Here is a 26,187-nt window from a genome sequence, read left to right as displayed (position 1 = left end):
TCTTTTCGCTAAATGCCCGTATCGTCAAATCGTTTTTCAACTTTATAAACGCAGGATTAACGCCATAAATTACAAATAATGGGATTGATTTCCTGATTTAAGCTTCTCAGTAATTTTTTTAATTTCCTGCTCTGCTTGTTTAGGATATATTAATAAAACATTGCTATCATCCACTATAATATAATCTTTTAATCCTCTTATCACAGCGAGCTTTTCCGCAGGCAAATGAATAATACAGTTTTCTGTTCCTTCCAGTTGGATATTCTGAGCAGAAATAGCATTGTTCGCTTCTTTTTTCTCTGTCACTTCGTAAAGCGACGCCCATGTGCCAAGGTCGCTCCAGCCAAAGTTTGCGGGAACAGTAAACACGTTATCCGCCTTCTCCATAATAGCATAGTCTATAGATATATTAGGGGATTGCGGATAGTATTCATCGATAAAATTCTGTTCTCTGGAAGTATTATAGCTACTCTTTCCTTTCTCAAACAGCGCATATATTTCCGGAGCAAATTGCTGGAAGGCATTTAAAGCACTCTGTACATTCCAAATAAAAATTCCTCCATTCCATACAAAATCTCCACTGGCAACAAACTCTTTTGCTTTCTCCAAAGGAGGCTTCTCAGTAAAACGGTTCACCTTGTGTATGCCATCTTTACCTGCTTTATCAAAATTAATATAGCCATATCCGGTGTCCGGTCTTGTTGGGGTAATTCCTAAAGTAAGCAATACAGGCTCTTCTTCAGCTCTCTTCAGTGTTAACTTTATTTTTTCTATAAATACATCCTCGTAGAGAATAAAGTGATCGGATGGGGATACTACCATGTTTGCATTGGGATCTTTAGCCGCGAGCTTAAATGCAGCATAAGCTATACAGGGTGCAGTATTGTTCCGTGATGGCTCACAGAGGATATTATTTTCAGTAATATCGGCCAATTGTTGTTTTACCAATGCTTTGTATTGCTTATTGGTAACAATATAAATATTCTCTGCCGAACAAAGCTTTAAAAACCGGTTATAAGTAATCTGTAATAAGGATTGCCCTGTACCAAGAATATCTATAAACTGTTTGGGATATTCATTTCTGCTTTTGGGCCAGAAGCGGCTTCCTACGCCTCCTGCCATAATAAAAACGTGCGTATTGTTATTGTTCATATTTATGCTGACCAATTGTTATTTTTAACATTGTTATAAACCTCTCTGATACCTTCTTCCAGGGGAATGGTAGCTTTCCAGCCCTGGTTATGAAGCTTAGTCACATCCATCAATTTACGTGGAGTACCATCAGGTTTGGTGGTATCAAACACCAACTCTCCCTCATACCCTACAATTTCCCGGATAAGCGTTGCCAAATCTCTAATGCTAATATCCTCTCCTACTCCAATATTTACCAAACCTTGAGCATCATAATTTTTCATAAGAAAGAAACAGGCGTCAGCCAAATCATCAACATGAAGAAACTCACGTTTAGGCATTCCCGTTCCCCAAATAGTTACCTGGGGTTTATTATTTATCTTAGCTTCATGCATTTTCCTCAGTATAGCGGGGAGCACATGCGAGCTGGAGAGATCGTAGTTATCGTTAGGGCCATACAAATTTGTAGGCATGACCGAAATAAAATTGCTCCCATATTGAGTACGGTAAGCATCGCACATTTCGATGCCAGCAATTTTCGCGATGGCATACGGTTCGTTGGTCGGCTCTAATGGCCCTGTTAACAAATACTCTTCCTTCAACGGCTGTGGTGCCTTCTTAGGATAAATACAAGAGGATCCAAGAAACATCAATTTGCGTACGCCAGTAACATGTGCCTGATGAATAACGTTGCTCTGGATCATGAGATTTTCATAAATAAACTGCCCCCGGTATGTATTATTAGCAAGTATACCTCCTACCTTTGCCGCTGCCAAAAAAACATACTCTGGCTGCTCTTGCTCAAAAAATGCCGCCACCGCCGCCTGATCAAGCAAATTCAATTCTTTAGAAGTACGTGTAACTATATTCGCAAATCCAGCCTTCTGGAGCCGTCTGACAATAGCTGATCCCACCATTCCTCGGTGACCCGCCACGTAAATTTTATCTTTGAGATTCATGCTATTCAAATTGATTCAATACTTTATATCCTGCATCTTTTAGCAACTTTTCACGGCGGAAAAGCTCTACATCGGCAGCTACCATTTCCTTTATCAATGCAGATAAATCATATTTAGGGATCCATCCCAATTTTGTTTTGGCTTTAGTGGGATCACCTATCAATAACTCAACTTCGGTGGGTCGAAAATATCTGGGATCAACTGCCACTACTTCCTGACCTGGCTGCAGCGGACACGTGTTATCCACGCAACTTTTGACATACCCCTTTTCTTCCACTCCTTCTCCTCTGAATTCAAGCACCACTCCCACCTCTTCAAAAGCTTGGGTAATAAAGTCCCTTACCGTAGTAGTTATACCTGTGGCAATCACAAAGTCTTCCGGTTTTTCTTGCTGCAGAATCAACCACATCGCTTCTACATAGTCTTTTGCATGTCCCCAGTCGCGCTTTGCATCCAGGTTTCCCATATAAAGTTTGTCTTGCAATCCTAAAAACATCTTTGCAATGGCACGTGTAATTTTCCGTGTAACAAACGTTTCACCGCGCAAAGGGCTTTCATGATTAAACAGTATACCATTACATGCAAACATATGGTAAGCCTCCCTGTAGTTGACAGTAATCCAGAATGCATACATCTTTGCCACAGCGTAGGGAGAACGAGGATAAAAGGGGGTCTTTTCTGATTGAGGTACCTCTTGTACCAAGCCGTAGAGTTCAGAGGTAGAAGCCTGATAAATCTTTGTTTTTCCAGTCAGCCCTAGCAGCCTCACTGCCTCCAGGATGCGTAACGTACCTACGCCATCAACATCTGCCGTGTATTCTGGTGCCTCAAAACTCACCTGTACATGGCTCATTGCACCTAAATTATATATTTCATCGGGCTGCACCTCCTGGATGATGCGAATTAAATTTGTACTATCGGATAAATCTCCGTAATGCAATTTGAAATTCACATTTTTCTCATGAGGATCCTGATACAAATGATCAATACGATCTGTATTGAAAAGGGAAGTCCTTCGTTTGATGCCGTGTACCTCATACCCTTTCTTCAGAAGCAACTGTGCCAAATAGGCGCCGTCCTGTCCTGTTATACCCGTAATTAAGGCTATTCTCATAATTCTTTTTAATATGAATTCTTAGTAAAAATAAGTAATTCCACATTATGATATATATAATATATAAAATATACATATATAACAAAATGCACAATATGAAAACAAATGGGAGAATTAGCAAGATAGGCGGCTAAGTCGAATTAGCTTTCCTGTAAGATTCCCCACCAAGATTAGTTTTCAGAACGTATGAATATTATTAGTGGTTTTCATACAGCTCGATAAAAGACCCTACCATTTTATCTGCCGTGAAATAGGTTTGATACCTTACTTGCGCATTCCCGGCACATTGGTCATATAACTGCTGATCTGATATTAATCTGGTAATCTGGTTTGCGAGTGATACTGCATCTTCTATATTAGCGTTTAATCCGGTTACACCATGCTGATTCACCCAATTAACACCAGAACCTTCTATATTGGTAGCAACAATAGGTTTTCCATAAAACATTGCTTCTAATAAAACTACGCCGAATGCTTCGGATCTTTTGTTCGATGGAAGACAAAAAACCTTGCATAACCTGAAATATGCACTTAATTGGTCTTGTGGAATTCTACCAACCAGGAAAACTTTATTATCCAATCCCAGCTCCTTAATGAGCAACCGGTAAGCTGGTGTCAACTGTCCTTCACCTCCTATTAATATTACAGTATTATCATCCAATAATGCCGCAGCCCTGATCAGATGCTCGAATCCCTTATAATATACATGCCGGCCTAAACTGAATACCACTTTTTTACCATGGAATTTATGAGTCATCTCGGCCAGCAGTTTATCATCATCAGATTGAAAATGAGATACATCAATCCCTATTGGAATAATAACACACTTATCGACAAACTGCGACAATTCAGTGGATGCGTCCATATAGGGCTTCGTAGTACAAACAATCGCCTCTGCCCTCTTAAGCAACCAGTTCTGCAAAGGACGATACAATGGCAATACCAGCATTTGCTTGGCATTCACTATATCACTATGCCAATGTACTATCACCTTCTTTCCTTCCAAGTTACTGCGAAATAGCGCAAGATTAGCCAGAGGATCAGGCAAATGCACATGGATAATGTCATACTGCCCCACTATCTTTTTCAATAACCTAACATAGTCGGGCGAAATGGATGTAGACAGTAGCTTAGCAGCCCGGGCAGCCCGGTGAACTTTATATCCATTAATTTCAGTTAATTCATACCTGTTAGTAGTATTAGCGCAAAGTACATCACAAGATATTCCCCGTTTGTTCATCCCCTCGGTAATATCGAACATCACCGTTTCAATTCCACCTTTCTCGGGATAATAATATTTGCCTACTTGCAAAACTTTCATATATAAACTCCTCTTGTATAAGATACAAACTTTTATGCTACTGTTGCTAACAGAGTAAAATATATTAGACCCATCAAGGTGCCGACAAGTTAATTAGTTGCTTTCTCAATAAGTTTTCTTCCTTGTTGGCTAACATTTGAATTCATAAAATTCAGACTTGCTTTGGTACCATTGGCGTGAACATCTCCACCTCCGGAAAACCGGGAATTCATAATTACAAATTTATTCTTTCCCGAATTTGAGAAAAATGAAGCGCCTGCTCCACCAAAATTCTGAAAGGTACATCCGTCAAATGTAACATTTGAATCTGCAAAATAGAAATTCTTATTATTGGCATTGATAATACAATCTTTAAGCAGTTTAAGTCCAACCACACTTTGATAGGTTCGTTGTGCAGAATTGGAATAATCAAGGGTACTTTTATAAACAGAAATGGTTGGCATACCGTACATTGATAAAAAAACCAACGCACTTCCATTATCTTTCCCATCGGAAAGCCCTACTGTAAAAGTACAATTATAAAAATTCATCGTAGCATTATCGCGGATATTCGCTATCGCATAATTAAAGTCAGCGAATTTGCATTGATTAATATTAAAAGTAGAGTTATTTTTCTCTTCTATGTGTATGCACTTGGCATAACCTCTCACATCACATCCCTTAATGTTGGCATTATAGTTACTGGATGAATATTCAAAGGTAATACCAACCCGACTTCTCATATTACCACTTTTAATACCAGTCATTGTACATGAAGCAATACTTACACTGGCGTTTTCACGCAAGGATGAAATATAAATCGCATCTCCAAAGGCATCAAAATCTACTTTATCTGCGCTAGGTGTTTTACCTCGTCCTCCTACCCTGGCAAAATTGGTGCTGTTTACATTTAGCGTAGAAGCCCCATGCAATCTTATGCCATAACCAAAAATATTCTGAAAGGTACAATTACTTACATTGATATTCTGAGCAGATACTTGTAAAGCGATAGCAATGTCAGCATCATTTTTCGGAGGAAGGGAAACAACTTGAAAAGCCCGTCCATCGAAACATAATCCTTTAACGTTTACACTTACACCGTCATTATTAACAAACGCCTTATGCACATCACTGGAGGCCTCTCTTGGACCTAATGATAAAAACACATGTTCAGGATAGGAAGTAATATTATAAATACTTTCATTTTTCACCATACCGATAGGTCTGATAGTAGCCCCATCCGAATTAATAGTGATCTTGTCATTCGCATTTAATGACAGTCTTATTGTTTTTGAGATATTGTAAAATCTGGTCGTTTTAGGAATATAACAAACGCTGTTGGTTTTTACAGCCTGCGTTAATGCTTGAATTATGGCATCTGCATCATCTGTAACTCCGTCTCCTTTTGCTCCGAAATCCTTCACATTAATGATACTCTGGGAAGGCTTAATCCGTTTTTGACCAGCAGTACTTTTTATCGAAAAAACAATGAAAAAAGAGGTCATAAAAAAGGCAAAATATCTTGTCATAAAAAAACATTTAACTACTTATTAAACCCGCTGATATTAAAAAAGTTTAAAGCCAAGGTCCCTATTCCATATTTAACAACATATTTACGTTGGCTCAAAACAGCTATTTTAAAGAAAGCAAACTCCGACGTAAAAATTTTAAGAATGAAAAGCAGCTGGCAGCAATAAAAAGTGGGAAAGAGATATATCCTTTATTTCGTAATACCTGATAGTTATCCAGCTCCCCTTTTTCCATGGCCCATAAATACCTGGATAATCCTGAATGACCAAAAGCCGGCTTGTTAAAATAATTCCAGGCCAATTTCTGCATGACCAGAACCGCCTTATGACTGTATATGATATGCAGCCATAAATAGTAGTCTTCAGAGAATTTCTTCGCACTATTGAAGGAGACCTGCTCAGATATTACACTCTTCCTTATTATTACACAGGGTGTAATAAAGTAGTTCTTGAATAACATCTGCTTAAACGAGATCACAGCACTCCCTCCTTTCTCCTCTATATTTCCGTTTCCATATAGAGCACCCACTATTGCCACCTCCGTATCATCAAAAAAGGGTAGCTGACAATGCAACTTGTCTTTCGCCCATATATCATCTGCATCCAGGAATGCAATCAGCTCCCCCGAGGCACGTGAAATACCATTATTACGTGCTACTGATGGTCCGCTATTCTGCTGTTCTATCACCATTACCTGTTGGTAGTTATGCGCATTGACATATGCTAACACCTTAGCGGAAGTATCATCCGACGATCCGTCATTTACAACAATAACTTCTTCAACAGCATAGGATTGCTTCATTACAGATTCCAGACACGGAATGATAGTAGCAGACGCATTAAACGCCGGAATAACTACAGATACAGTATGCTTTCTCCTACTATTAGCTATCATACGAATATTTCTCTTTCGGTTAACTGACGAGCAAATTCCTGTCCTAACGCCTCATTGGAAAAATTCCGCTTAAAAGCCTTCATATTCTCTACAAAAGTATTGTACTGGAGATCTCCGGCTCTCAAGATCCTAACAATCATTTCCTCCATTTCTTCCAATGAATCACACAGATATCCAATAGCACCCGCCTTATCAAATATCTCACTGAAATAATCATTCCTCAAGGATATAATTGGCTTCTCAAAATTGACTGCGTCAAAAATTGCACCACTACTACACAACTGGTAATAGCTATTATCATAAAAATATATCGCGTAATCAATCTGATTAATACGCTTCTCAAACTCCTCTCTTTCCAGTAGCTCTTCTGACTTATCGCTCTTTACCCATTCATTCACATAAGGCAAAATAGATTTATGCAAAGAACCAACTATGGTGAATTCGATTTTGTTATTTATTACCTTCTCTTTGAGTGTTTCTGCCAGGCGATAAATCAAATGCGATTTCTTATATACAGCCATTAAACCAATAGCAGCCAGTCGGATAGGCCTATCTTTTCCAGCAGTCACCTGTTCCTTTGGGCTACGGCTGTAAAAATACGGGTGTATAAGGGTAAGAATTTGTTCCTGATTTATAGGAACCGTGTTCAGTAAATTGTGCTTTATGCTATCACCTAATACCAGATAGTGGGTGTTATTGTGCTTTTTAAGCAATCCTCTTAATAACAGTTTCTGTAAGACGCCCCCCGCTTTTTCCTTCAACAGCTCCAGCTCTCCATGAAGCGTAATGATAATTTTCTGATCAGGAAAAAATCTCCGGAGAATGGTATTCAAAAAATATATGCTTGTAGGAAACATGGAACAAAAGAAAACCAGTGGGGCGTTTGCTTTTCTAGCTTTTTGCATCACTCTCAGGGTATTCCACCACTCAAATGTAATTCGTGGAATCCAATAAAGCCTGTTAATATGGTTTGAATAGGACACCTTTACGTTACGTGTAGTCAAGTTATTAACAGCTGCCTGTTCACGGGAAAGCGTGGTCAGTATGTATTCCTGATGATATCTATCTGCAACAAAACAAACTTTTCCGAATCGAACAATACGCAAGAATATCGACAGGATAGATGCGTTATATTGTATATGAGCCTGCTTTGTATGATTCAATTCAGCGATGATTATCATAGAAAATTAATAGCGGTTAATATTCTTGGTATCAAAAACACTATAGTAAGGAATATAGAGATCCTTATATCCCGAGAAGCCATAGTAGAACTTCGTAAAGGCAAAAAGAAATATGAACATATAAGCCAATGACCTGACTGTTTTTTGTTGAATATTTTTCACCACCAAAACAATCAGTAAAATTTCATAAACAAAGAAGTAGGTGGAAATTCGCTGCAATGCCACAAAGTTTCCAGTAAGAAAATAAAGGCAGGTCCCCATAACCAATAGATTCAGATAGCCATTATATACCTTGGTCTCATCAGCACTTATTTTATTTCTGAACCAGAAGAAGAATGGAAATATAATCGCACGCTTTAAGATTCCCAGTACCAATACCATCCCTTTACTAACCCCCATTCCAAAAGTCTGGTCTTCCCCTCCCTGGAGATATTCTGTCATTTTATTGTTGAGGTATTCATTAAAGCCCAGATAACCAGATATCAGTTGCAGCATACGTATATCAAGATCTATTATTCTGCAAACAACACTGGCAAGTAATAAAAGAATTAAAAACTTATTCGATATTTTGAGATTAAATATAAAATAACTGAAGATGAATAGTATAGCCGATCCATGAAACAGGCTGGCTATGTAGACAAATAATGCGAATAACAGCAGCTTTCTTTCTATAATATACTTTGTACTGAGCAGTGTAAAGGTGATAGCTATTGATTGGCGCACAAAGAATATATCACAGAAAAAGTAGGCGTAGTAAAGGAATATAGCCAATAGGGGCAATGCAGTATATTTACCAAAAAACTTAAATTTTCCAGGAATAATCAGAATTGCTGATATCAACAACAGTATTGTATAGTTGGAAGTAACATTCCGTACAAATAAATTCAAGTAGCTGAACCCTGCTTCAAAGGTATTCATTGGGGTTCCAAAAACAGTCTGAACACTAGAAAAGTAGTCGTAATAGGTTCCCCAATCCGTCCCAGTTTTCCATCTCAATCCTGCTACTAAAACAAAGAATAATCCAAATATAAAAATAAGGAACTTCTTAAGAGCGGAAATATCCTTTACATAGTCGAATACGCAAAATAGAAAAAGAACAATAAAAATTGTTAAATAAAAAAGCATTCATCCTCCCTTTTATAGTTAAATCTGCATTTTCTCTTAACTATGTTCCTTTATTGCCCTTTGAAGCGCTTCCAGATAATCTCTTCCAAACTTGACATCCGGTTCCATATAATTACCTTCTGCCCACTCATTCCATGATTTCAGCAAGATAATTTTATTTTTCTTGTTCTTATTAATATGCAATACTTCTTTTACGTGTTCATAAAAATCCTCAGGACTGGAATCTGTCAAGATCATTGCTCTATTTCCAGAACGTGGAGAATTATCCCAACCTGGAATAATAGAGGGATAGCATTCTTCCCTACGCTCCAGCTCCCCAATAAACAGCCGGGAAGCCTTTTTGTAATCCATTATAAATGGGCGTTTCAGCACTTTTCTTTTGACTTTGGAGAAAAAAGAGGCTGTAGAAGGCAGATTTGCCAACCTGTTTGGCCCTACTGCACTAAAACCCTTCTTTAACAGGTCATCTGTTTCCGCGTCCGGATTATTGCTAAGCGCAATAAAATGTATGCCATTAAAGCCATCTTTAATGGCCAGTTCATTCCAATAATTGATGAAGTTGGCAACTCCAGGGACATTATTAGGCCTGTACAACATGAAAATCGGGCAATTGTCGACTTTCATATACCGGTTATCCAGAAACGCTGTCCTCGCAAATTCATAATGCCTTAAGTAATCTTCCCTTCCTGGATATGATTGCTCAATTAATACTTTACCCGGATTCCCATGCCAGATGCCGCTCCAGGTTTCATTAGCCCAGGCAAGACAGAAAGGGAAATCAGGCTTTCCGCTATATAAAACTTCATTAAAAGGGCGCTCAAGAATGCGTTTTCCTCCAAACCAGTAGTGCCAATAGGCAAACCCGTCTACTCCATATTCAGTGGCCATTTTTGCCTGAGCAATTCGGGTCTCTTCGAGTCTTAAATCGTAATATCCTAACTCACCGGGGATATGTGGCTGATAATGGTTTCTGAACATCGGCCTGGCTTTGCCAACGTTCGTCCATTCAGTAAAGCCCCTCCCCCACCACTCGTCATTTTCTGGGATTGGATGAAACTGGGGTAAATAAAACGCAATTATTCGATTCTTATTAACGTCCATTATATTTGACAATCAATGCTTTTTTGTTATTAATTTCGTAAATATCCCTTTAAAAAAATCCTGTATATATTTATCCGTTAACCAATAAATTCCCATTGCACCGATCACTGTCCCTCCATAACAGGCTACGCTGATGATTAGACTGTGTATCCCCTTTTCAGGGGTGAACTGCCTTGTCACTAATAAACTAGTAAGCCCGATAAAGATAATTGGCAAAATTAAATGTTTCAAATACGTAATTAAAAAATTATATAATGAAATATGGAAATATTTTAATGTGATAAATAACAGGTAGACCACATTTACATATATGGAAATTACTTTAAATAAAGCATATGATAAAACGCCCAAGTAATGCTGGGTTAAGAGTACCCCTGCAAAGAAAATCAGGGGTAATGTTATCGCGTTTACGTATAAACTACGAAGTTGTACTCTCGCTGTCAGCAACCCACCCGCCGGATAAGTAATAAATCCAAATAAAGCAGATGCTGTTAATAACCGCACTATATTCACGGAACTATCATAGTCCCTACCTACCCAAGATATGATAATGGGAGATGACAAAGCTATCATAGTCAGTAGTGGCAATACCACGATCGGGACGCCTATTTTTAAGAGGATATGATACAGTTCTTTTAACCCTTCAGCATTTCCAGTTCCAACGAAATGGTTAAACCTAACCATAAATGGATAATAAAAAGTACCATAAGCGTCTCTGAAGAAGGTGAGTACAGTAAATCCAATGGCGTAATGTGCCACAGCATTCTTCCCAAGGAAGAAACCAATATAGACTAAATCCAATTCAAAATAGAGAATCCACGAAAAAGCCAATGCAAGGGAGTTAAATGCCAGCGCCGAAGTCTTATCATACATATCCTTCGAGAACCTGAAACTCTTCAACAACAAGATAAAATCATACTTGTATCGTTTTCTGGCAATATAAACACTACAACAAAGAGAAATAAGACTCAGGCAATTGTAAAAAAGAAAGTATTCAAACAATTCGTATTTGCCATTACCAAAAAAATAGAAAACAGATACAATACGCAATATAGCAGCGACCAGATTAATACGTTGAGGATAGTAGTCTTCCAATCTGACAGAAAAAATAATCTGTACAATTCGCTGTAATACTAATATTGGAGCGAAACAAAAGAGAGTAAATAATAGATGGGAGGATAACTTCCATTCATCTGCCGAAGTACTAATTCCTTTTATAATAAATTCAGGATGAAATGAAATGAATAACATTCCCAGGTTAACTGGAATAATAAAGAGAATAAACATAAAACAGGAAAACCCGGTTACTCTAATCTCATTTTTCAAATCTTTCTTTCCAAAAAACTCTGAAGCATATTTTTGGGCAGCATTTATAAATCCTAAGTCAGCGTACTGAAAAAAAATATTCAAGGACATGCAAAATGCAAAAATCCCGTATAGAGCTGGCGAACTAGTAATTCTTGGAGTTACAAGCCCTAAAGATGCAAAACTTGCAAAGTATCCAATAAACTTCCAAAAATATATTTTGAAATAATTTTTTGTATAACTTACTGACATTTAACTTATCTTAACAAAACAAATGTTGAATAGCTGTAATATCAAAGGGAGCCAAATAGGTATTGACTAACTCTGGGTTGACAGATTCTTTATTTTTTAGCATCCGCAGGAGCTCACTATCGGTAAAGGCGACTGGTATATTATCATCACTTCCATCAAAAGGAGGTACAAGTGTATAGCCAGTCAGATCTTTTCCTTCGAAAACAGGTTCAAATATAGTGTAATTAACTCCATGAAACACTGATTCCAATAATACTGTTGACGTGGGACCAACTACCAGGGATGACCGCTGCAGAGAAGCTGGAAGAGGTTGCGTATCCACAGTGAAGAAGTCATCACCTAAAAAACTCAATAGCCAATCCACACTCATGGTAGGATGTGGTCGCAACCGGGCACGCTTTACACCCAGGGATTGCAATACCTCCTTAATACGAAGCAAATAAATAACCAATACCCCCCGATCACATACTATAGGAGAATAGGAGTGTTGGTGCGCTGATACCGCTTTCGCCAATACCAAGACATCAGATAAATCAAATCTTAATGTCTGTTGAGTATAATTGCGTTGTTGATATGCCGGATGCCCGGAAACTAAAATTTTTTCCTCACTGAAACCTGCCTTTATATAATTTTCCTTTATCTTGTTTCCCCACACCATTAGATAGTCTGCTTTACTATCAATATATGAAGAATAAATACCAGGTAGACCATGCGACAAAATAAATGAGGGCCTATTCTGCTGTTTAAATGCTTTTATACTCACCTTTGCCTGAAAATATTGATCTGTATACAAAAACAGCGCCTGATAGGGTTGCTCCTGTAGAAAAGTGCTAATCAATTCCTGGTAATCCTTTATCTCCTGCTGAAAGGATGTACTGATCAACTGTTGAAAGGAAGCATTTTTTAATGTAGCGGTAATGCCTCTCACCGACCTTATAATAGCCGCATTCCCGGCAACTTTTTTCCCCATGGGAGCCCAATAGGGCGAAACAGGATTTATACCTGCTTTCTTTAAAGCATCATTGAAAAAGGGAAAATAAACAGATGACAATACATTTTTTTTATTGGAGTCGCAGTGATTGTTTCGGAGAGCCGCATAAATATTATATAGTTTTATTATTTTTTTTCGAATCGAAAATCCACCACGGACCTCATTTCGTTTCAAGGCAAAGTGTTCTCCATAATGATATATATGCCAATCAAGCTCTAGTTTTATTAAATTAATATGATCCTTAAAATAACCCTCTGTATCGGATTCAATTAAATAATTTAAAAGATAGCATTGCTCCTCTAAACTCATTATTATTTATATTAACATTTTAAGTATCATGATTAGATAACAGCATTTTAACTGGTATGTATGCGTACTTACCAGCAAAATAAAGGGCAGTCATACAAGTCGTCGATACCCTTAAATTTTTTGAATTGACCTGATGCTAATGAAATAAAACAATATCCCCGATAAGGAAACCAGGTGGAGAAAAATATGGATGTATCTTCTAATGGTTGATATACTTCACCAAAAGGAAAATGATCATCATAAATCCGATGATCACCTATTTGACTCCATTTCCTTCAATCCGAAGCCTAACCACACAAATAAAACGCGAAGTTACATAATCATTCCCATTTAGGAGGGGATTAATTGATTTTATACCTACTCAAATAGATGGCCCTATAAGCGTGAGTATCTTCTGAATAATACGAAATGTATAAAGTACCATCATCATAATATAGGCCAGGATAACCGGTATCATATCCGGAAGGTAATACAGTCAACTCCTTCAGCTGCTTTTTTCCCAGGTCCAGTTTAAATAATGCAGTTCTGTCTTCTGGATTGTAAATTCGCCCGGCAACATAAATATCCTGACCTACCTGAATCATATTGGGAGATTGAAGTACAATATTCAAGCTGGTCCACTGGATAGAATCATAAGGGTAAGAAGCTATCCCGAGCATTGTTGCTCTATTCTCACAGTCCCTTCTCGTTATTGTGACCATAGACCTGTCATCCAAAAAAAGAAAAGCGCTTTCTGTTGGACAACCGCCACATGGAAAATCCTTTCTGGCAAGCCTGAAGTTTGGAAATGACTGCCTGTTACTTGTATAAAGAGATATCGTGCTGATAGCCGTAGGCGTTCTCCTAAAATTATATCCTAAGGAGAAAAGCTCTTCCCCGTTTAGCTTCATCTTCCATAGCCAATCTGAGGAAACATCACTTTTAATATATCCGGTCCAGATAGCTCCCGCAGAAGCTAACTTCCACATTATATTGCTGATCTGGGTTTCCTTCATCCCGCAATATATAATAAGCTCACCATCCAACCCGACCACAAATTTAGGATCCCGCAAATCTGTCCCGGGAATACGCAACACGGTATCTACCTCCCACTCCTCTGTATCAGTAGAAGTCATTACACGCAACACCCCATCACCACTAACGTGAGATGTCCCTTCCCTGAAAACACAGTACCATTTGTTATCAAATTTAATTATATCTGTAAAAGCGGCATAGCTTTTATTCGACCATATTTTTTGCACACCACGATATATATCAGCTTTCTTTCCACAACTGGTGCCAGTAAACATAATAAAACCAATCAAGAACAGAACAAAAAGTTTCTGCATACATTCAAATTTAGGCATAAGTAAATAGGAACATTAGATTTTGACAGTTCTGACAACCAACATAATAGCTACTCTCATATATTCAATTGTAAATCTATCTGCACATCATTCCAACATTTTAGATATTTTGGAATACTTAAATACTTTCCTCTGATGCGCCTAAACTGTCTATTGTTCTAATTAGTATCACAATATAAACGCCGTAATAGTCTCTCCCCTCTAGAAAATAAGATTAATAACAGATTAAAGATGTAGATCTCGGATTTAACAGTTTGTTCTCTGGCTGCTCCATTACAAACCTGGGTATTCTGATGCACAATCAATCCTCGGAAGGGCACTTAACACAGATTTGTCACCTATGCGTTGGGAAAAACGCCTGACTATATCAGCTTTTGTTTTGCAACGGATATGCTGCAATAATCCGTTATGATCAGTTTTAAAAAACATGTCTTTGACAAGTTACGGGTAATTGAGTATCGCATATGCTTATTATTCCGGCATTCAGGATACCGAAAGGGGTTTATACCTGTCTTGCTAACCAAGCATTTATCTAGGGATAATTACACCAACTGCTACATTAAACCAAGAAATAACTCAACACCATTTATTGATGATCGACGCTATCTTGCAACGGGCTTTACACCGTTGCAAGATAGTTATTGATTTCATTAATTACATAGCTTTGTTGCTCATCAGAAAGCGATGGGTACATAGGTAAGCTCAAACATCTACTATAATAGTTTTCCGCCACAGGAAAGTCGCCTGGCTTCCATCCAAACTGACGATAGTAAGGCATTAGATGAGTTGGAAAATAATGTACTTGAGCAAATATATTCTTTGTTCTAAGGTAATTATACAAACCTAACCTGTCATTCACCTCAATCACATATAAATGGTAGGCATTCTCAAAATTATTTTCAGTAAGCTGTATACCCTGAGATTTTACTTTCGGGTGGTGCTGGAATGCATTATCGTAATTTTTTGCTATTTCCAGACGACGCTTTAACCCCATATCTGCCCTTTTTAACTGGCTTAAGCCAAGCGCAGCTTGAAAATCGGTTAATCTGTAGTTAAATCCCAACTCCTGCATTTCCATATACCATCCCGGAAATACGCTCTCATTGTTAGTTGGGTAGCCATTAGCTATAGCCACAGAATTACTGAAATCATCTGTCTTCCTGGTAATACCATGCGTACGTAGTAGCAGTAACTGTTCATATAATTCCTTCTTATTTGTAGTAATCATTCCTCCCTCTCCAGCTGCGATATGCTTTACCGGGTGGAAGGAATATATAGCCAGGTCAGTATATACTCCATTACCACTATATTGTTTGTTACCCTTACTATCAGTAAACCAAGCGCCAGGCGCATGACATGCATCCTCTATAATCCATAGATTATATTCATCTGCTAATTGCCTGAATGCTTCCATATTCACTGGATATCCGGCAAAATCAACGGGGATAATACCCTTAAAAGTATTCTTCGGGTGTTGTTCCAGCAGTGCTCTTACTTTATTGAGATCCAATAGAAATGTATTGGCATCAATATCTGCAAATACAACCTCCCCTCCACAATACCGAACACAGTTAGCTGATGCTGCAAAGGTGATAGGAGTTGTAATGACCTTATCTCCTGGCTTGATATTAATTGTCATAGCCGCTAAATGAAGTGCTGCAGTGCCATTCGATACTGCAACAGCATATTTTACACCTATGTAGTTTGCGAACGCATCTTCAAATTCTTTAATAGCAGGCCCCTGGGTAAGGTAGTCCGACTGTAAAACTGATACTACTGCCTCAATATCAGACGATGTTATTTCCTGTTTACCGTATGGTATTATTTTCATCTTCGGTTATTAAATGGTAAATGTTGGATCTACATGCTTAACAATAAGTTCACGGATATCCTCTACCGACACCCATTCGCTGTTTTCACCTGAATTATACCTGAATCCCTGTGCAACAGGTTTTGCATCAAATGCAATTATATAGTCCCCCAGTTTAAAATTAGGATGCTGGGGTAAGATAGCATAATATGGCCCCAGGTCGTAGGTACTGAAAGAATCCGAAGAGGTAATCATTTCCTCATGAATTTTCTCTCCAGGACGTATTCCTACCACTTTATGCTCACAATCAGGCCCAATAGCTGTAGCAACGTCTGTTATTTTATAAGATGCAATTTTAGGCACAAAAATTTCCCCTCCCCAGGCTGTTTCCAAGGCATGCAATACCATTTCCACACCTTCGGTGAGTGTAATATTAAAACGAGTCATGGTGGAATCAGTAATCGGTAAGATACCTTCCTTCCTTTTGTTTAGGAAAAAAGGAATTACTGATCCATTAGATCCCATAACATTACCATATCTTACTACTGAAAAGTTAATCGGATTAGTTCCCCGAATATTATTAGCCGCAACAAACAATTTGTCAGAAGCCAGTTTAGTAGCTCCATATAAGTTGATGGGGGCAGCAGCTTTGTCTGTAGATAACGCTACCACTTTTTGTACGCCCGTTTCCAAACAAGCGTTGATCACATTTTCCGCTCCTATGATATTGGTCTTAATACACTCCATTGGATTATATTCGGCGATAGGTACATGTTTCATCGCAGCTGCATGAATTACATAGTCGATGCCTTTCAATCCTCTTCTAAGCCGATCATAGTCTCTGACATCTCCGATAAAAAATCGGACCTGTGGATATTTGGATTCCGGGAATTCCATCGCCATTTGAAATTGCTTTTGTTCATCTCTGGAATAAATTACAAGGCGTTTTATCTGGGGCCAACGCTCCAAAATGATTTTGGTGAAAGCTTTTCCGAAAGAACCAGTACCACCGGTTATAAAGATACTTTTGTTATTTAAGTCCAACATTTCTTACTTTTTAAATTTCTTATATATCTGAAATGGATATATTCAATAATTTTATCAATTAACCAAATGATTCGTCCTGAATATATCACTAAAAATTTTCCTTAAAATCAGTACTAAAATTGTTATAAATCCTAATGCTATTCCTCCGATCAATAGTCCCTTCATTTTTCCAAGCTTTTTCTTAGGCAGTGGATAAATTGGTCGATCCACAATTTGGATGACTGGCGTTTCCTGGGACATGGCGATTTTACTTAATTCAAGATTTCTTACAATCTCACCATACATTGTTTGCAACACAGCTTTGTCTCTCATTTCAACCTCTACCCCGACACCTGCTACCTGACGGGCAGGATTCAGATTAATATCTTGTGTCGCCGCTACTGCATAAGTCTTTTTATTCAGCAATGTCCTCAGTGAATCTGATTGTCCCTGCAACCGATCAATATTTGATTTTGCCTTTTGAGTTTTTGTGCTAATGTAAAAGAGAATTGCTTCTTTAACAAGTTGCTCAACGAATTGCTTGGAAAAGACCTCATTTGGGGAGGTACATTTCGCAGAAATAAAACTTAGCTTTTTGTCTGGTTTATCTACCGACAAATATTCATTCAATATCTTTTGATGGATTCGGTCTAAAATGCTGTCCTGCAAACGGGTAAAATTTTCTCGGCTTTCACCAACCAGAAATCTAACATTCTTCAACTCCGGTTTTGTTTCCCATTCCTTACGCACTTCATTGATCTCAATGAATAGCTCTGCCAGCGTTTTCTTGTTAGCATCTGGTCCTTTTACAGGAGACATTAATGCTTGTTCAACCATCAACCTGGATTTAAGGAACTCCATGATATTGTCGCCCTCAAATACACCACCAGATCCCCCCATGTTCAAGCCAAATTGGCTGGCTAGCCCCATATATGCTGAAAGGGGGTTCTGATCCTGCCCTTCAACAACAAAAGTTATTTCTGCTTCATATCTGGGTTCCGAAAGAAAAGCTAAACATACTCCAAGGGCTGCACCCACAAAAGAAACAGGAATGATTACCCATTTTTTCTTCCATAAATACACCCACCATTCCTGTATATTAAGTAGCAATTCTTTAAAGGAAATCTGATCAGAATTTTTATCCATATCTATTTAATGACTTATCGAAGCTCTCTTATATTTTGATGCCTTAATAAAACGCGACTCTCCTGTTACTTAACACGTGTTAGTATGGTCACTACTATCAGTGCAATTGACGCAATTCCAGAGCTCAAACCTATTACCTCTTGTCCAGACAATCCTCTCCGTTCTCTCTTCGTAGGCACATATATTTCTGATCCCGCCTTTACCTTAGGATATTTATTAAAGAAAAATATCTTCCGGGTACTTTTTACTTCTCCATTTGGATAAACTACATAAGTACGTCTTTTCAACGCTGAGGAAGTAAATCCACCTGCACCACGGATATAATCTCTGAAAGTGATGTTATCTTCGTAACGAATCTTCTTTGGGAAATAAATTTCCCCAAATGTCTGAACTGTTTGCAGCTTCTTCGGTATCTTCAAAACATCACCTTCCTCTAACAGGATGTCATATTTTGATCCGGGCCGCTTTATGATATCAGCCAGGTTGATACCCAGTAACTGATACTTTCGCTCCATCATATTTTTAACACTGTTAATACTCGTACTATCTTCCAGTTTATTATAGAACAATGCCAGTTTATAGCTTAATAATGAGCTGTCGGAACTATTGATATATGTTTTTCTCAACAATACAGCTCCTTCAGGGAAGGCTTCCGATTTAAGTCCACCGGCTCTTGCGATGAGGTCAGAAATATGTTCTTTTTTATTTACAATAACATACTTCCCTGGATATACCACCTCTCCTTCAAGCATTATATTTGATTGTTCGCTGTAGGCTGGTGATTTCCGGATAACTACTTCATCAAAAGGTTCTAATATCAATTGCTGATCTTTTATGCTACTGAGATCAGCACTTATATCAAATTGCTTGATAATAGCTTTCAGGCTATCGCCACTATTATAGTCCCCCTTTCTGATTCTCCGGGAAACTTCTACATGTTTGAGTGAAGCCGCATCGCGAAGTCCGCCGGCCAATAAAACCAAGTCCTCCAGACGCATACTATCTGCATAAGGAAACACGCCAGGCTTGTTTACCTCTCCACCAATTGTCACCTCGAATTGTGGTCTCAGGTCTAACTTGGAGAATACCACTACGCTGTCTTCTTTTTTTAACTCTAGGGTAACTTTCCCGCTCAATATATCTTGTACATTAAAATTAATAATTGCTGGTGAAAAGTCGTCTTGTAAACGCCTGATCAATCCACGATTTAATAAGGCTTCTTCTCTTACCCCATCCGCTTTTTTAATAAGGTCCACAACTGTCATTCCCCGCTCCATGCCATAACTACCAGGGTGAAAGACAGCTCCACTGATGGTAACCCGGTTGCTAAAGCGGTTCAGGATAGAATCTATAAAAAACTGATCGCCTGATTTAAGTTTAAAAGACGCAATCTGATCAGCAGGTACATTAATGACTTCTCTTTCCTTACTATTGATACGATAGCCAGTTATATTGTCTTTAAAAGATCCGTCTGTATACCCTCCTGCATAATCAAGCATGTTTTGCAAGGTTTCATTGTCCTTCGCCTCGAAAATTGCAGGGCGTTTTACTTCGCCAATGAGCTCGATTCTGGTCTTATAAGGATTAACTTTTACGATATCCTGATCCTGTAAAACGATATTGTTGGTAAGATCTCCCTTTGCTATAAAATCATATAGGTCAAAGGTGGTGATAACCTGTCCATTCCTCATTACTTGAATATTACGAAACGATCCGTTCTCATCCGGACCACCAGATACATACAAAGCATTAGCAACCGTAGCCAGGGAAGGCAATGTATAAGTACCGGGACGTTGAATTTCCCCTATCAGCAATACCCTAATGCTACGTATATTTCCCAGTGAAATCTGTACAAAGGTCTTACCAGTCGCAATAGTGGAATAAATAGTTGACAATTGTTTAGTTATCCTGTTCTTAGCTTCTTCCATGGTAAGACCATTTACATAAACAGGACCGAGATTGGGAATCCTTATATAACCTTCTGAAGTAACTGTCAGTTTATATTGCACTTCGGAATAACCATATACATCAATCATTACCTGGTCATCTGCTGCCAATCTATAATTGCTAGGAGTAGGCATTCTCAGATTGGGCTCAAATGTCAGGTTCTTGTTAGTGAAGAGCTCTGCCCCAAACACCTTACGTCGTTTCACGTCAGAAGGATCCGTACCCTGTCTGAACAAGTCCACTTTACTGGTATCAGCATTATTAAATGACCTGCCGGAATATTGATTGTCTTGTTGAAACAGTTCCGTGCTCTTCTTTGCCTCCAAAGATTTATCGAGTCCCATCATTACTATCCGGCTCTTCAATTTTTCAGCTTCCGAGGCGGGCACCCCCTTCTGTTCCGCATATGAATCAATATCAGACATTGTCATATTGTTTTGCTTCATTTCGGCAACTATTCTCTTGATCTGGTCATCCGACATATTATCAACATTCACCTGCCTGATCTGAGCCTGGGAAGATATTGGAGCCAGCATACACAAACCCACAAATAGGAACAGTTGGACCAACAATAATTTTCTAAACATGTATAATAGGATATAAACTTTCTCAAATACCTTTTTTGGAAACAATTTTATCTGGATTTTCGCCAAATAAAGGTGCAAATCTATTAAAAATAACATATAAATGTTAGGTCTACGAGAATTCCTAACATTTTTAAGCTTAAATCATTAGAATCCATTAAATGCGTGTTCAAACATAAAAATTAGAAGTAAACTCCAGTTTAAGCAAATATGCATCCAGTTATATATTTTACATAAAATAACAAAAAATTCATATTCATAAATCAATTGAGATCAAGTAATATACGCTTAATATATTATATAACTATTTGCTTGCTCAGATAAAAATGCTTTAGTTCTACTGCTATAAAATGTTGAGCAACTCACTTTCTGCAGCGTTCGGTATCTGACAGTCGCATTCCCTTGACAATCAATTTAGTTGGTAAAAATGTATCCTATTTGGGTATTAATCTACTATTCAACCTTTAATCACCATTATTATGGGTTAAACCTTGTTCTTTCCTGTCTTTCTGTGAATTATTATAAATAGTATGGTACCAGTGGCTCTGACAGAGGGTTATGGTCAGCGTATTCCGGGGGACTTTGGGTACAATTATAGTAATACGCGTTGCGGGCAATATGGTTTATGGCAGCTATAAACAATTGCTAGTTTGTCTGGCCGGTTTGCCCAGCCGGGCAAACCGGTTACCTATCATTAGTGACTATCCTTGACCGCATAATAATACCTATTGTGTTCAACAGTCATCTTATCACACAATCTCCCATGATAACGGGGTCCCTTTTTTAAGGTCGTCTTTTGCCACCCGCCCCAGTAATTTTTCATAATTACGGGGATGCAGTCCATCACCTGGTCTGATAACACGAATATTCTCAGTTGTAAATACTTCTCCTTTCTCAATATCCTTCGCTACATAAATAGAACGCTTGTGAAGCAAACTTTTCTTTTCAGATTCCTGCACACCATATTGGACCTCTCCTAAAGCAAGAAAAGCCCGCTCTGTTTCTATCACAAGGGATTTAAATTCTTCCGGCTCCAAAGAAAATGCGCTATCAACACCTCCTTCAGCTCTACTTAAACAAAAATGCTTCTCAATCACCCTAGCGCCCAAAGCCACAGCGCCCACAGCCGCACCTACTCCCATGGTGTGGTCTGACAGCCCTACTTCACATTTGAACATTTCTCTCATGTGTGGAATAGTCCGGAGATTCGTATTCTCAGGTGTTGCTGGATAATTGCTGGTGCATTTCAATAAAACAATATTTTTACATCCATTCTCACGTAACACCTTTAGGCTCTCTTCAATGTCCGCTAACGTGGAAGCCCCTGAAGATATGATTACTGGCTTACTCGTTGCCGCCACTTTCTTTAACAATGGATGGTGTATATTCTCAAAAGAAGCTATTTTATAACAGGGAGCTCCCAGCTCTTCCAACAAATCAACAGCTGTTTCATCAAATGGTGTAGAAAAACAGATAATCCCCAATTCACGGGCATATTCAAATATTGGTTTATGCCACTCGTAGGGGGTCATTGCTTCCTGGTAAAGTTCATACAGATTTTTACCATTCCAAAGTGATTTCGGATCAGTAATTTCAAATAACCCTCCTCTATGATCAATTGTGATAGTATCCGCAGTATAGGTTTGCAACTTAATTGCATGCGCACCGGCAGCAGCAGCAGCTTTTACGATCTGTAAAGCACGCTCCAACGATTGGTTATGGTTACCACTCATTTCTGCAATGATAAACGGCTTATTATTTGCGCCAATGGCAAAATTGTCGATATAAAATACTCCTTGGTCTTCCATAAAAAACTATAATTTTTCGAAATCTATCTCGGTTAAACTTTCCACTAATTTATCCGCTTCATATTCTGCGGTAAGACGGTAATCTTTAAACATGCCCCTTCGAACACGCACGGTCTTGAAACCCAGCTTCTTGATTTCTACGAAGTCCTTTTTGGGATTATCACCGATATACACAACGTCCTCTGGCTTCACTTTTTCAAGGTCACATATTTTAAGGAAACAATAAGGGTTAGGCTTTTCCCTATCAATACCATACCTGCGTGTAATAAATACTTTATTGAATTCGTGGTATAAATCCAAAGCAGTGACTTTATTGTGCTGGACATGTTTGTTACCATCCGTTACCAGGTATTTAGCGCGGTTCTTACATTGAGTTAGTACCTTTCTGGCATCATCAAACAATGATATATCCGGCTTATGTGAACGATATACCTGCAGACATTGCCCCAATCTCTCTTTGGTGCTTAAGTTCCATTTTTCCAATGCTCTGTCAAATACCTTTCCCCGTCCATTAGCTTCAAGTTCCGCAAGCATTACTCCCATACTGTCCTCTGCCGAAACCCGGTAAGTTGTGTGAAGATACTTAGCTACTGCCCTGAAACCACTTTCTACAAATGTAATCTCAGGGTATAGCGTATCATCCAAATCAAAAACAAGTATCATTGAATCGTTCTAAAGTTTTTATCAGGCATGTACCAATTTATCGGCAGCAAATCTGATTTGCTTAATTACTGTAGCTCTGGGAATAAATGGGTAAGAAGATAAGTCATTGTCTAATACTTCCAGCAGCGCCCAGTAAAAACTATCCAAACCAGCAGCAACACTTAATGTGGAAGCTCCTCCAAATCTAGCATTGCATTCGATGATGTGGAAATTACCAGCGTCGTCTTCCAATACCTGTAGAACGATATGCCCAGTCACCTGTAGCGCTGTTACCAGTTTGTTGCACAACTCTTCCAGTTGCGGTTTCTGTTCTGTCACTGTAATCTGAGATTCACCATTCACAACCTTCACTCTTGCTCTGGTTACTACTCCTTTCAGCCTTCCTGTCTTCGTAATAAAAGCATCCACACTGTACTCTTTTCCTTTTACAAACGGCTGAAAGATAGGCGCTGATAAATCTCTGGCATGGGTAGCAGCAGCATCTTTACTGAGGTTTATACCAATATTAAGTGCTCCCGCACCATAACGCTCTTTCACTACAAAACTATCAGCTTTAATATCTTCCTGGTTTTCGGATGTATAAATAGCAGGTAACTGTTGCTTCTGAAGCACTTCAAAGAAACGAAGCTTATCTAGTGTATTCTCGATGGCTTTTTCCCCCGACACCATAATACTAATGCCTTTATCCAGGAATAATTGTTTATGCAGGGCCCAGAAAGCCAGCTCTCCATCCCGGGTCGGGATAATAAGCCTGATATTGTTAGATGTGCAGTAGTAAATGATATCATTTATCAACTCATCTTTCAAACGAGGCATATTCCAGAACTCATCCACAAAATACTTACCAATTGGTTCGCTGTCAACATCCCCACCAAAAAGCTTACTTCCACTTCCCAGCTTATGCATAGCATGCTTTACACTTTGCAGCAAAGGTACTTTTTTTGAGATGCTGGTCACCAGCACATTAATTCCTTGTAATTGCTGATGATTGTAAATTCCACCCCGTTGTTCTTCAAAATCCACAATCGCATTTACACTTTGTTCCAATGTATATTCGGGAGACCATCCTGTAAAATGCTTCAACAAAGTATTATCAGATTGAGATGCTTCGTATGGAATATCCTCTGCGGCTTCATTCTCCACATAAGTCATCTTAGGAAACCGGGTTTGGAGGATCGCCAATACGTCAGCTACTCGCCTAGATTTTCCGGTACCTAAGTTTATGATACCTTCTGCTTGTTCACTGGCAGCAAGCCGGAGTAATCCTTCAGCAGAATCTTCTGAGAAGATATAATCAAACATGCCTTCTTTTCTGTAAACAGTAAGGGAGGCCGATTCATCATTAATTAACGTTCTTGCCCAACGGGAAATAATATCCCTGGAGTTAAGTCCATGCCCTCGATAAATGCGGGCAGAAACTATTTTATATTGATTCTTTTTAAATTCGTTAATGAATCTCAGTTCTATCTCGTGCGAAAGTTTAGCCACCCCTGTCAAGTTACGTGGATAGATAGGATCTGTTTCTTTCAGAGAGTAAGGAGTTGAAGCAGGAGTATCAAACTGATAAAGAGCGGGATCGTAAATAAGATAACTGGAAGCAAACACTACCTTTTTTAAAGAAGGACAATCTTTGAGGCAACTCATCAAATGATTACTTAGCTTCACATTATGCTGAAAATTCTCATCCCAGAAAGAATAAGATTCTGCCGAGCGTTCAAAGGTGGCAGCCAGATGAAAAAAATACTCAGGGGCAAAGTTCTCTAACTCCTCTTTTGTAATAAAATTCAGATCGCCCTGACGATAAAGCACCTCTTTAGGTAAATCTACAGGTCTTGCTTTCAAATCGCCGGTAAATACCACTGCACCCTGTTCATGCAACTTTCTAACTAAACAGTTGCCAATAACACCATTTCCACCACTAATAAATACTCTTTTCCCTTTAAACATTTCTATACTCTTTTAAAAAACCGTGAATCAATGAATCGCAAAAATTTCCATTCATAAATATATGTTGTTTCATTCTCCCTTCCAGTAAAAATCCATTGTTCTCTAGCACCCCAATATGAAACGGGCGAATGTCATAAGTTTCTGTAAATAATCGATTAAATTTCAGGTCGTCAAAGGCAACCTTCTTCATAAAATCAAGAAATATAGAAAATTCCTTCCTATATTGTTCATTGTCACTTAATCTATTATTGTCAAGTAGAAAGGAAATTTCACCTCGTTTATCTGCCCAGGTTATATGTACCAGCCCTCCATAACCAATACAAACATTTTTATATAGGAAAGAAAATAATATCTGCTGAGGAAATTCCTGGGTAAACAAAGGGGCGATTACATTAGTAAAATACTTTGATTGATCCTCGATTGTCAAAACTCTATTCTGGCGCAGGACATCCATTTGTGCATTGCGCCAATTCATAATATCCTGTTTATCAATGAGTCTAAGCGGCAAAATAGTATAATCATCGAAATTATAAACCTGCTTTGTCAAGCAGGCGTAACTACTGTTATCCATTTATTTTTTTTTCGAGAAATTGCCTTATGGACTTATTTCTCAAGTAAATCCATAAGGCCGCAATTATTAAAATAAGTGTTGTAAAAATAGTACTTCTTTGATTACCTGATATGAAAACGTTTTTTTTTTGCGTTAAAAAATTATATA

20 protein-coding genes are annotated in these 26,187 nt (G+C 38.4%); all 20 read right to left on the bottom strand.

Annotated elements, in window-relative coordinates:
* Positions 1-69: 69 nt before the first annotated feature.
* The 20 genes from HGH90_RS20925 to HGH90_RS20830 all read right to left on the bottom strand — a co-directional run bounded on the left by HGH90_RS20925 (position 70) and on the right by HGH90_RS20830 (position 26,040).
* Entirely contained in the window at positions 70-1,152 is a 1,083-nt protein-coding gene (locus HGH90_RS20925; RefSeq protein WP_169191837.1) for a mannose-1-phosphate guanylyltransferase, read from the bottom strand.
* Positions 1,153-1,154: 2 nt separating this feature from the next.
* Positions 1,155-2,090 (bottom strand): GDP-L-fucose synthase family protein, encoded by a 936-nt coding sequence (locus HGH90_RS20920; RefSeq protein WP_169191836.1) that lies wholly within the window; start codon positions 2,088-2,090, stop codon positions 1,155-1,157.
* Position 2,091: 1 nt separating this feature from the next.
* Positions 2,092-3,204, bottom strand: a complete 1,113-nt coding sequence (gene gmd, locus HGH90_RS20915) for a GDP-mannose 4,6-dehydratase (protein ID WP_169191835.1) — start codon at positions 3,202-3,204, stop codon at positions 2,092-2,094.
* A gap of 196 nt (positions 3,205-3,400) precedes the next feature.
* Complete coding sequence (locus HGH90_RS20910) at positions 3,401-4,525, bottom strand: glycosyltransferase (RefSeq protein WP_169191834.1); 1,125 nt, start codon at positions 4,523-4,525, stop codon at positions 3,401-3,403.
* Positions 4,526-4,614: 89 nt separating this feature from the next.
* Complete coding sequence (locus HGH90_RS20905) at positions 4,615-6,033, bottom strand: glycosyl hydrolase family 28-related protein (RefSeq protein WP_169191833.1); 1,419 nt, start codon at positions 6,031-6,033, stop codon at positions 4,615-4,617.
* A 103-nt stretch (positions 6,034-6,136) separates the two neighbouring features.
* Positions 6,137-6,928, bottom strand: a complete 792-nt coding sequence (locus HGH90_RS20900) for a glycosyltransferase family 2 protein (protein ID WP_169191832.1) — start codon at positions 6,926-6,928, stop codon at positions 6,137-6,139.
* The gene (locus HGH90_RS20895; protein ID WP_169191831.1) at positions 6,925-8,109 is read right to left on the bottom strand and encodes a hypothetical protein; all 1,185 of its coding nucleotides are present in this window, start codon (positions 8,107-8,109) and stop codon (positions 6,925-6,927) included. The genes HGH90_RS20900 and HGH90_RS20895 overlap by 4 nt, the downstream gene beginning before the upstream one ends.
* 6 nt (positions 8,110-8,115) lie before the next feature.
* The gene (locus HGH90_RS20890) at positions 8,116-9,234 is read right to left on the bottom strand and encodes an EpsG family protein (protein ID WP_169191830.1); all 1,119 of its coding nucleotides are present in this window, start codon (positions 9,232-9,234) and stop codon (positions 8,116-8,118) included.
* 36 nt (positions 9,235-9,270) lie between these two features.
* The gene (locus tag HGH90_RS20885; protein ID WP_211172662.1) at positions 9,271-10,335 is read right to left on the bottom strand and encodes a glycoside hydrolase family 99-like domain-containing protein; all 1,065 of its coding nucleotides are present in this window, start codon (positions 10,333-10,335) and stop codon (positions 9,271-9,273) included.
* 12 nt (positions 10,336-10,347) lie between these two features.
* Positions 10,348-11,892 (bottom strand): polysaccharide biosynthesis protein, encoded by a 1,545-nt coding sequence (locus tag HGH90_RS20880; protein WP_169191829.1) that lies wholly within the window; start codon positions 11,890-11,892, stop codon positions 10,348-10,350.
* A 10-nt stretch (positions 11,893-11,902) separates the two neighbouring features.
* Positions 11,903-13,192, bottom strand: a complete 1,290-nt coding sequence (locus HGH90_RS20875) for a hypothetical protein (RefSeq protein WP_169191828.1) — start codon at positions 13,190-13,192, stop codon at positions 11,903-11,905.
* Between the two features lie 341 nt (positions 13,193-13,533).
* Complete coding sequence (locus HGH90_RS20870) at positions 13,534-14,520, bottom strand: hypothetical protein (RefSeq protein WP_169191827.1); 987 nt, start codon at positions 14,518-14,520, stop codon at positions 13,534-13,536.
* A gap of 637 nt (positions 14,521-15,157) precedes the next feature.
* A complete protein-coding gene (gene pseC, locus HGH90_RS20865) occupies positions 15,158-16,369 on the bottom strand; it encodes a UDP-4-amino-4,6-dideoxy-N-acetyl-beta-L-altrosamine transaminase (protein ID WP_169191826.1) in 1,212 nt (403 codons plus the stop codon).
* Positions 16,370-16,378: 9 nt separating this feature from the next.
* Positions 16,379-17,395 carry a UDP-N-acetylglucosamine 4,6-dehydratase (inverting) gene (gene pseB, locus HGH90_RS20860; RefSeq protein ID WP_169191825.1) on the bottom strand — a complete coding sequence of 339 codons (1,017 nt, stop codon included), beginning with the start codon at positions 17,393-17,395 and terminating at the stop codon, positions 16,379-16,381.
* 54 nt (positions 17,396-17,449) lie between these two features.
* Positions 17,450-18,520 (bottom strand): Wzz/FepE/Etk N-terminal domain-containing protein, encoded by a 1,071-nt coding sequence (locus HGH90_RS20855; RefSeq protein ID WP_169191824.1) that lies wholly within the window; start codon positions 18,518-18,520, stop codon positions 17,450-17,452.
* A gap of 65 nt (positions 18,521-18,585) precedes the next feature.
* The gene (locus HGH90_RS20850) at positions 18,586-21,054 is read right to left on the bottom strand and encodes an SLBB domain-containing protein (RefSeq protein ID WP_169191823.1); all 2,469 of its coding nucleotides are present in this window, start codon (positions 21,052-21,054) and stop codon (positions 18,586-18,588) included.
* Between the two features lie 746 nt (positions 21,055-21,800).
* A complete protein-coding gene (pseI, locus tag HGH90_RS20845; protein WP_169191822.1) occupies positions 21,801-22,859 on the bottom strand; it encodes a pseudaminic acid synthase in 1,059 nt (352 codons plus the stop codon).
* A 6-nt stretch (positions 22,860-22,865) separates the two neighbouring features.
* Positions 22,866-23,522 (bottom strand): HAD family hydrolase, encoded by a 657-nt coding sequence (locus HGH90_RS20840; RefSeq protein WP_169191821.1) that lies wholly within the window; start codon positions 23,520-23,522, stop codon positions 22,866-22,868.
* Positions 23,523-23,543: 21 nt separating this feature from the next.
* A complete protein-coding gene (locus HGH90_RS20835) occupies positions 23,544-25,469 on the bottom strand; it encodes an ATP-grasp domain-containing protein (RefSeq protein ID WP_169191820.1) in 1,926 nt (641 codons plus the stop codon).
* Entirely contained in the window at positions 25,462-26,040 is a 579-nt protein-coding gene (locus tag HGH90_RS20830) for a GNAT family N-acetyltransferase (protein WP_169191819.1), read from the bottom strand. The genes HGH90_RS20835 and HGH90_RS20830 overlap by 8 nt, the downstream gene beginning before the upstream one ends.
* Positions 26,041-26,187 lie beyond the last annotated feature (147 nt).

This window comes from Chitinophaga sp. Ak27, assembly GCF_012726295.1.
Taxonomy (GTDB): Bacteria; Bacteroidota; Bacteroidia; order Chitinophagales; family Chitinophagaceae; genus Chitinophaga.
This window is presented reverse-complemented; position numbering and strand designations above follow the sequence as displayed.

Excerpts from the sequence above, each read along its gene's own strand:
- HGH90_RS20925 (WP_169191837.1), bottom strand. The coding sequence starts at position 1,152 with ATGAACAATAACAATACGCACGTTTTTATTATGGCAGGAGGCGTAGGA.
- HGH90_RS20920 (WP_169191836.1), bottom strand. The coding sequence starts at position 2,090 with ATGAATCTCAAAGATAAAATTTACGTGGCGGGTCACCGAGGAATGGTG.
- gmd (WP_169191835.1), bottom strand. The coding sequence starts at position 3,204 with ATGAGAATAGCCTTAATTACGGGTATAACAGGACAGGACGGCGCCTAT.
- HGH90_RS20910 (WP_169191834.1), bottom strand. The coding sequence starts at position 4,525 with ATGAAAGTTTTGCAAGTAGGCAAATATTATTATCCCGAGAAAGGTGGA.
- HGH90_RS20905 (WP_169191833.1), bottom strand. The coding sequence starts at position 6,033 with ATGACAAGATATTTTGCCTTTTTTATGACCTCTTTTTTCATTGTTTTT.
- HGH90_RS20900 (WP_169191832.1), bottom strand. The coding sequence starts at position 6,928 with ATGATAGCTAATAGTAGGAGAAAGCATACTGTATCTGTAGTTATTCCG.
- HGH90_RS20895 (WP_169191831.1), bottom strand. The coding sequence starts at position 8,109 with ATGATAATCATCGCTGAATTGAATCATACAAAGCAGGCTCATATACAA.
- HGH90_RS20890 (WP_169191830.1), bottom strand. The coding sequence starts at position 9,234 with ATGCTTTTTTATTTAACAATTTTTATTGTTCTTTTTCTATTTTGCGTA.
- HGH90_RS20885 (WP_211172662.1), bottom strand. The coding sequence starts at position 10,335 with ATGGACGTTAATAAGAATCGAATAATTGCGTTTTATTTACCCCAGTTT.
- HGH90_RS20880 (WP_169191829.1), bottom strand. The coding sequence starts at position 11,892 with ATGTCAGTAAGTTATACAAAAAATTATTTCAAAATATATTTTTGGAAG.
- HGH90_RS20875 (WP_169191828.1), bottom strand. The coding sequence starts at position 13,192 with ATGAGTTTAGAGGAGCAATGCTATCTTTTAAATTATTTAATTGAATCC.
- HGH90_RS20870 (WP_169191827.1), bottom strand. The coding sequence starts at position 14,520 with ATGCAGAAACTTTTTGTTCTGTTCTTGATTGGTTTTATTATGTTTACT.
- pseC (WP_169191826.1), bottom strand. The coding sequence starts at position 16,369 with ATGAAAATAATACCATACGGTAAACAGGAAATAACATCGTCTGATATT.
- pseB (WP_169191825.1), bottom strand. The coding sequence starts at position 17,395 with ATGTTGGACTTAAATAACAAAAGTATCTTTATAACCGGTGGTACTGGT.
- HGH90_RS20855 (WP_169191824.1), bottom strand. The coding sequence starts at position 18,520 with ATGGATAAAAATTCTGATCAGATTTCCTTTAAAGAATTGCTACTTAAT.
- HGH90_RS20850 (WP_169191823.1), bottom strand. The coding sequence starts at position 21,054 with ATGTTTAGAAAATTATTGTTGGTCCAACTGTTCCTATTTGTGGGTTTG.
- pseI (WP_169191822.1), bottom strand. The coding sequence starts at position 22,859 with ATGGAAGACCAAGGAGTATTTTATATCGACAATTTTGCCATTGGCGCA.
- HGH90_RS20840 (WP_169191821.1), bottom strand. The coding sequence starts at position 23,522 with ATGATACTTGTTTTTGATTTGGATGATACGCTATACCCTGAGATTACA.
- HGH90_RS20835 (WP_169191820.1), bottom strand. The coding sequence starts at position 25,469 with ATGTTTAAAGGGAAAAGAGTATTTATTAGTGGTGGAAATGGTGTTATT.
- HGH90_RS20830 (WP_169191819.1), bottom strand. The coding sequence starts at position 26,040 with ATGGATAACAGTAGTTACGCCTGCTTGACAAAGCAGGTTTATAATTTC.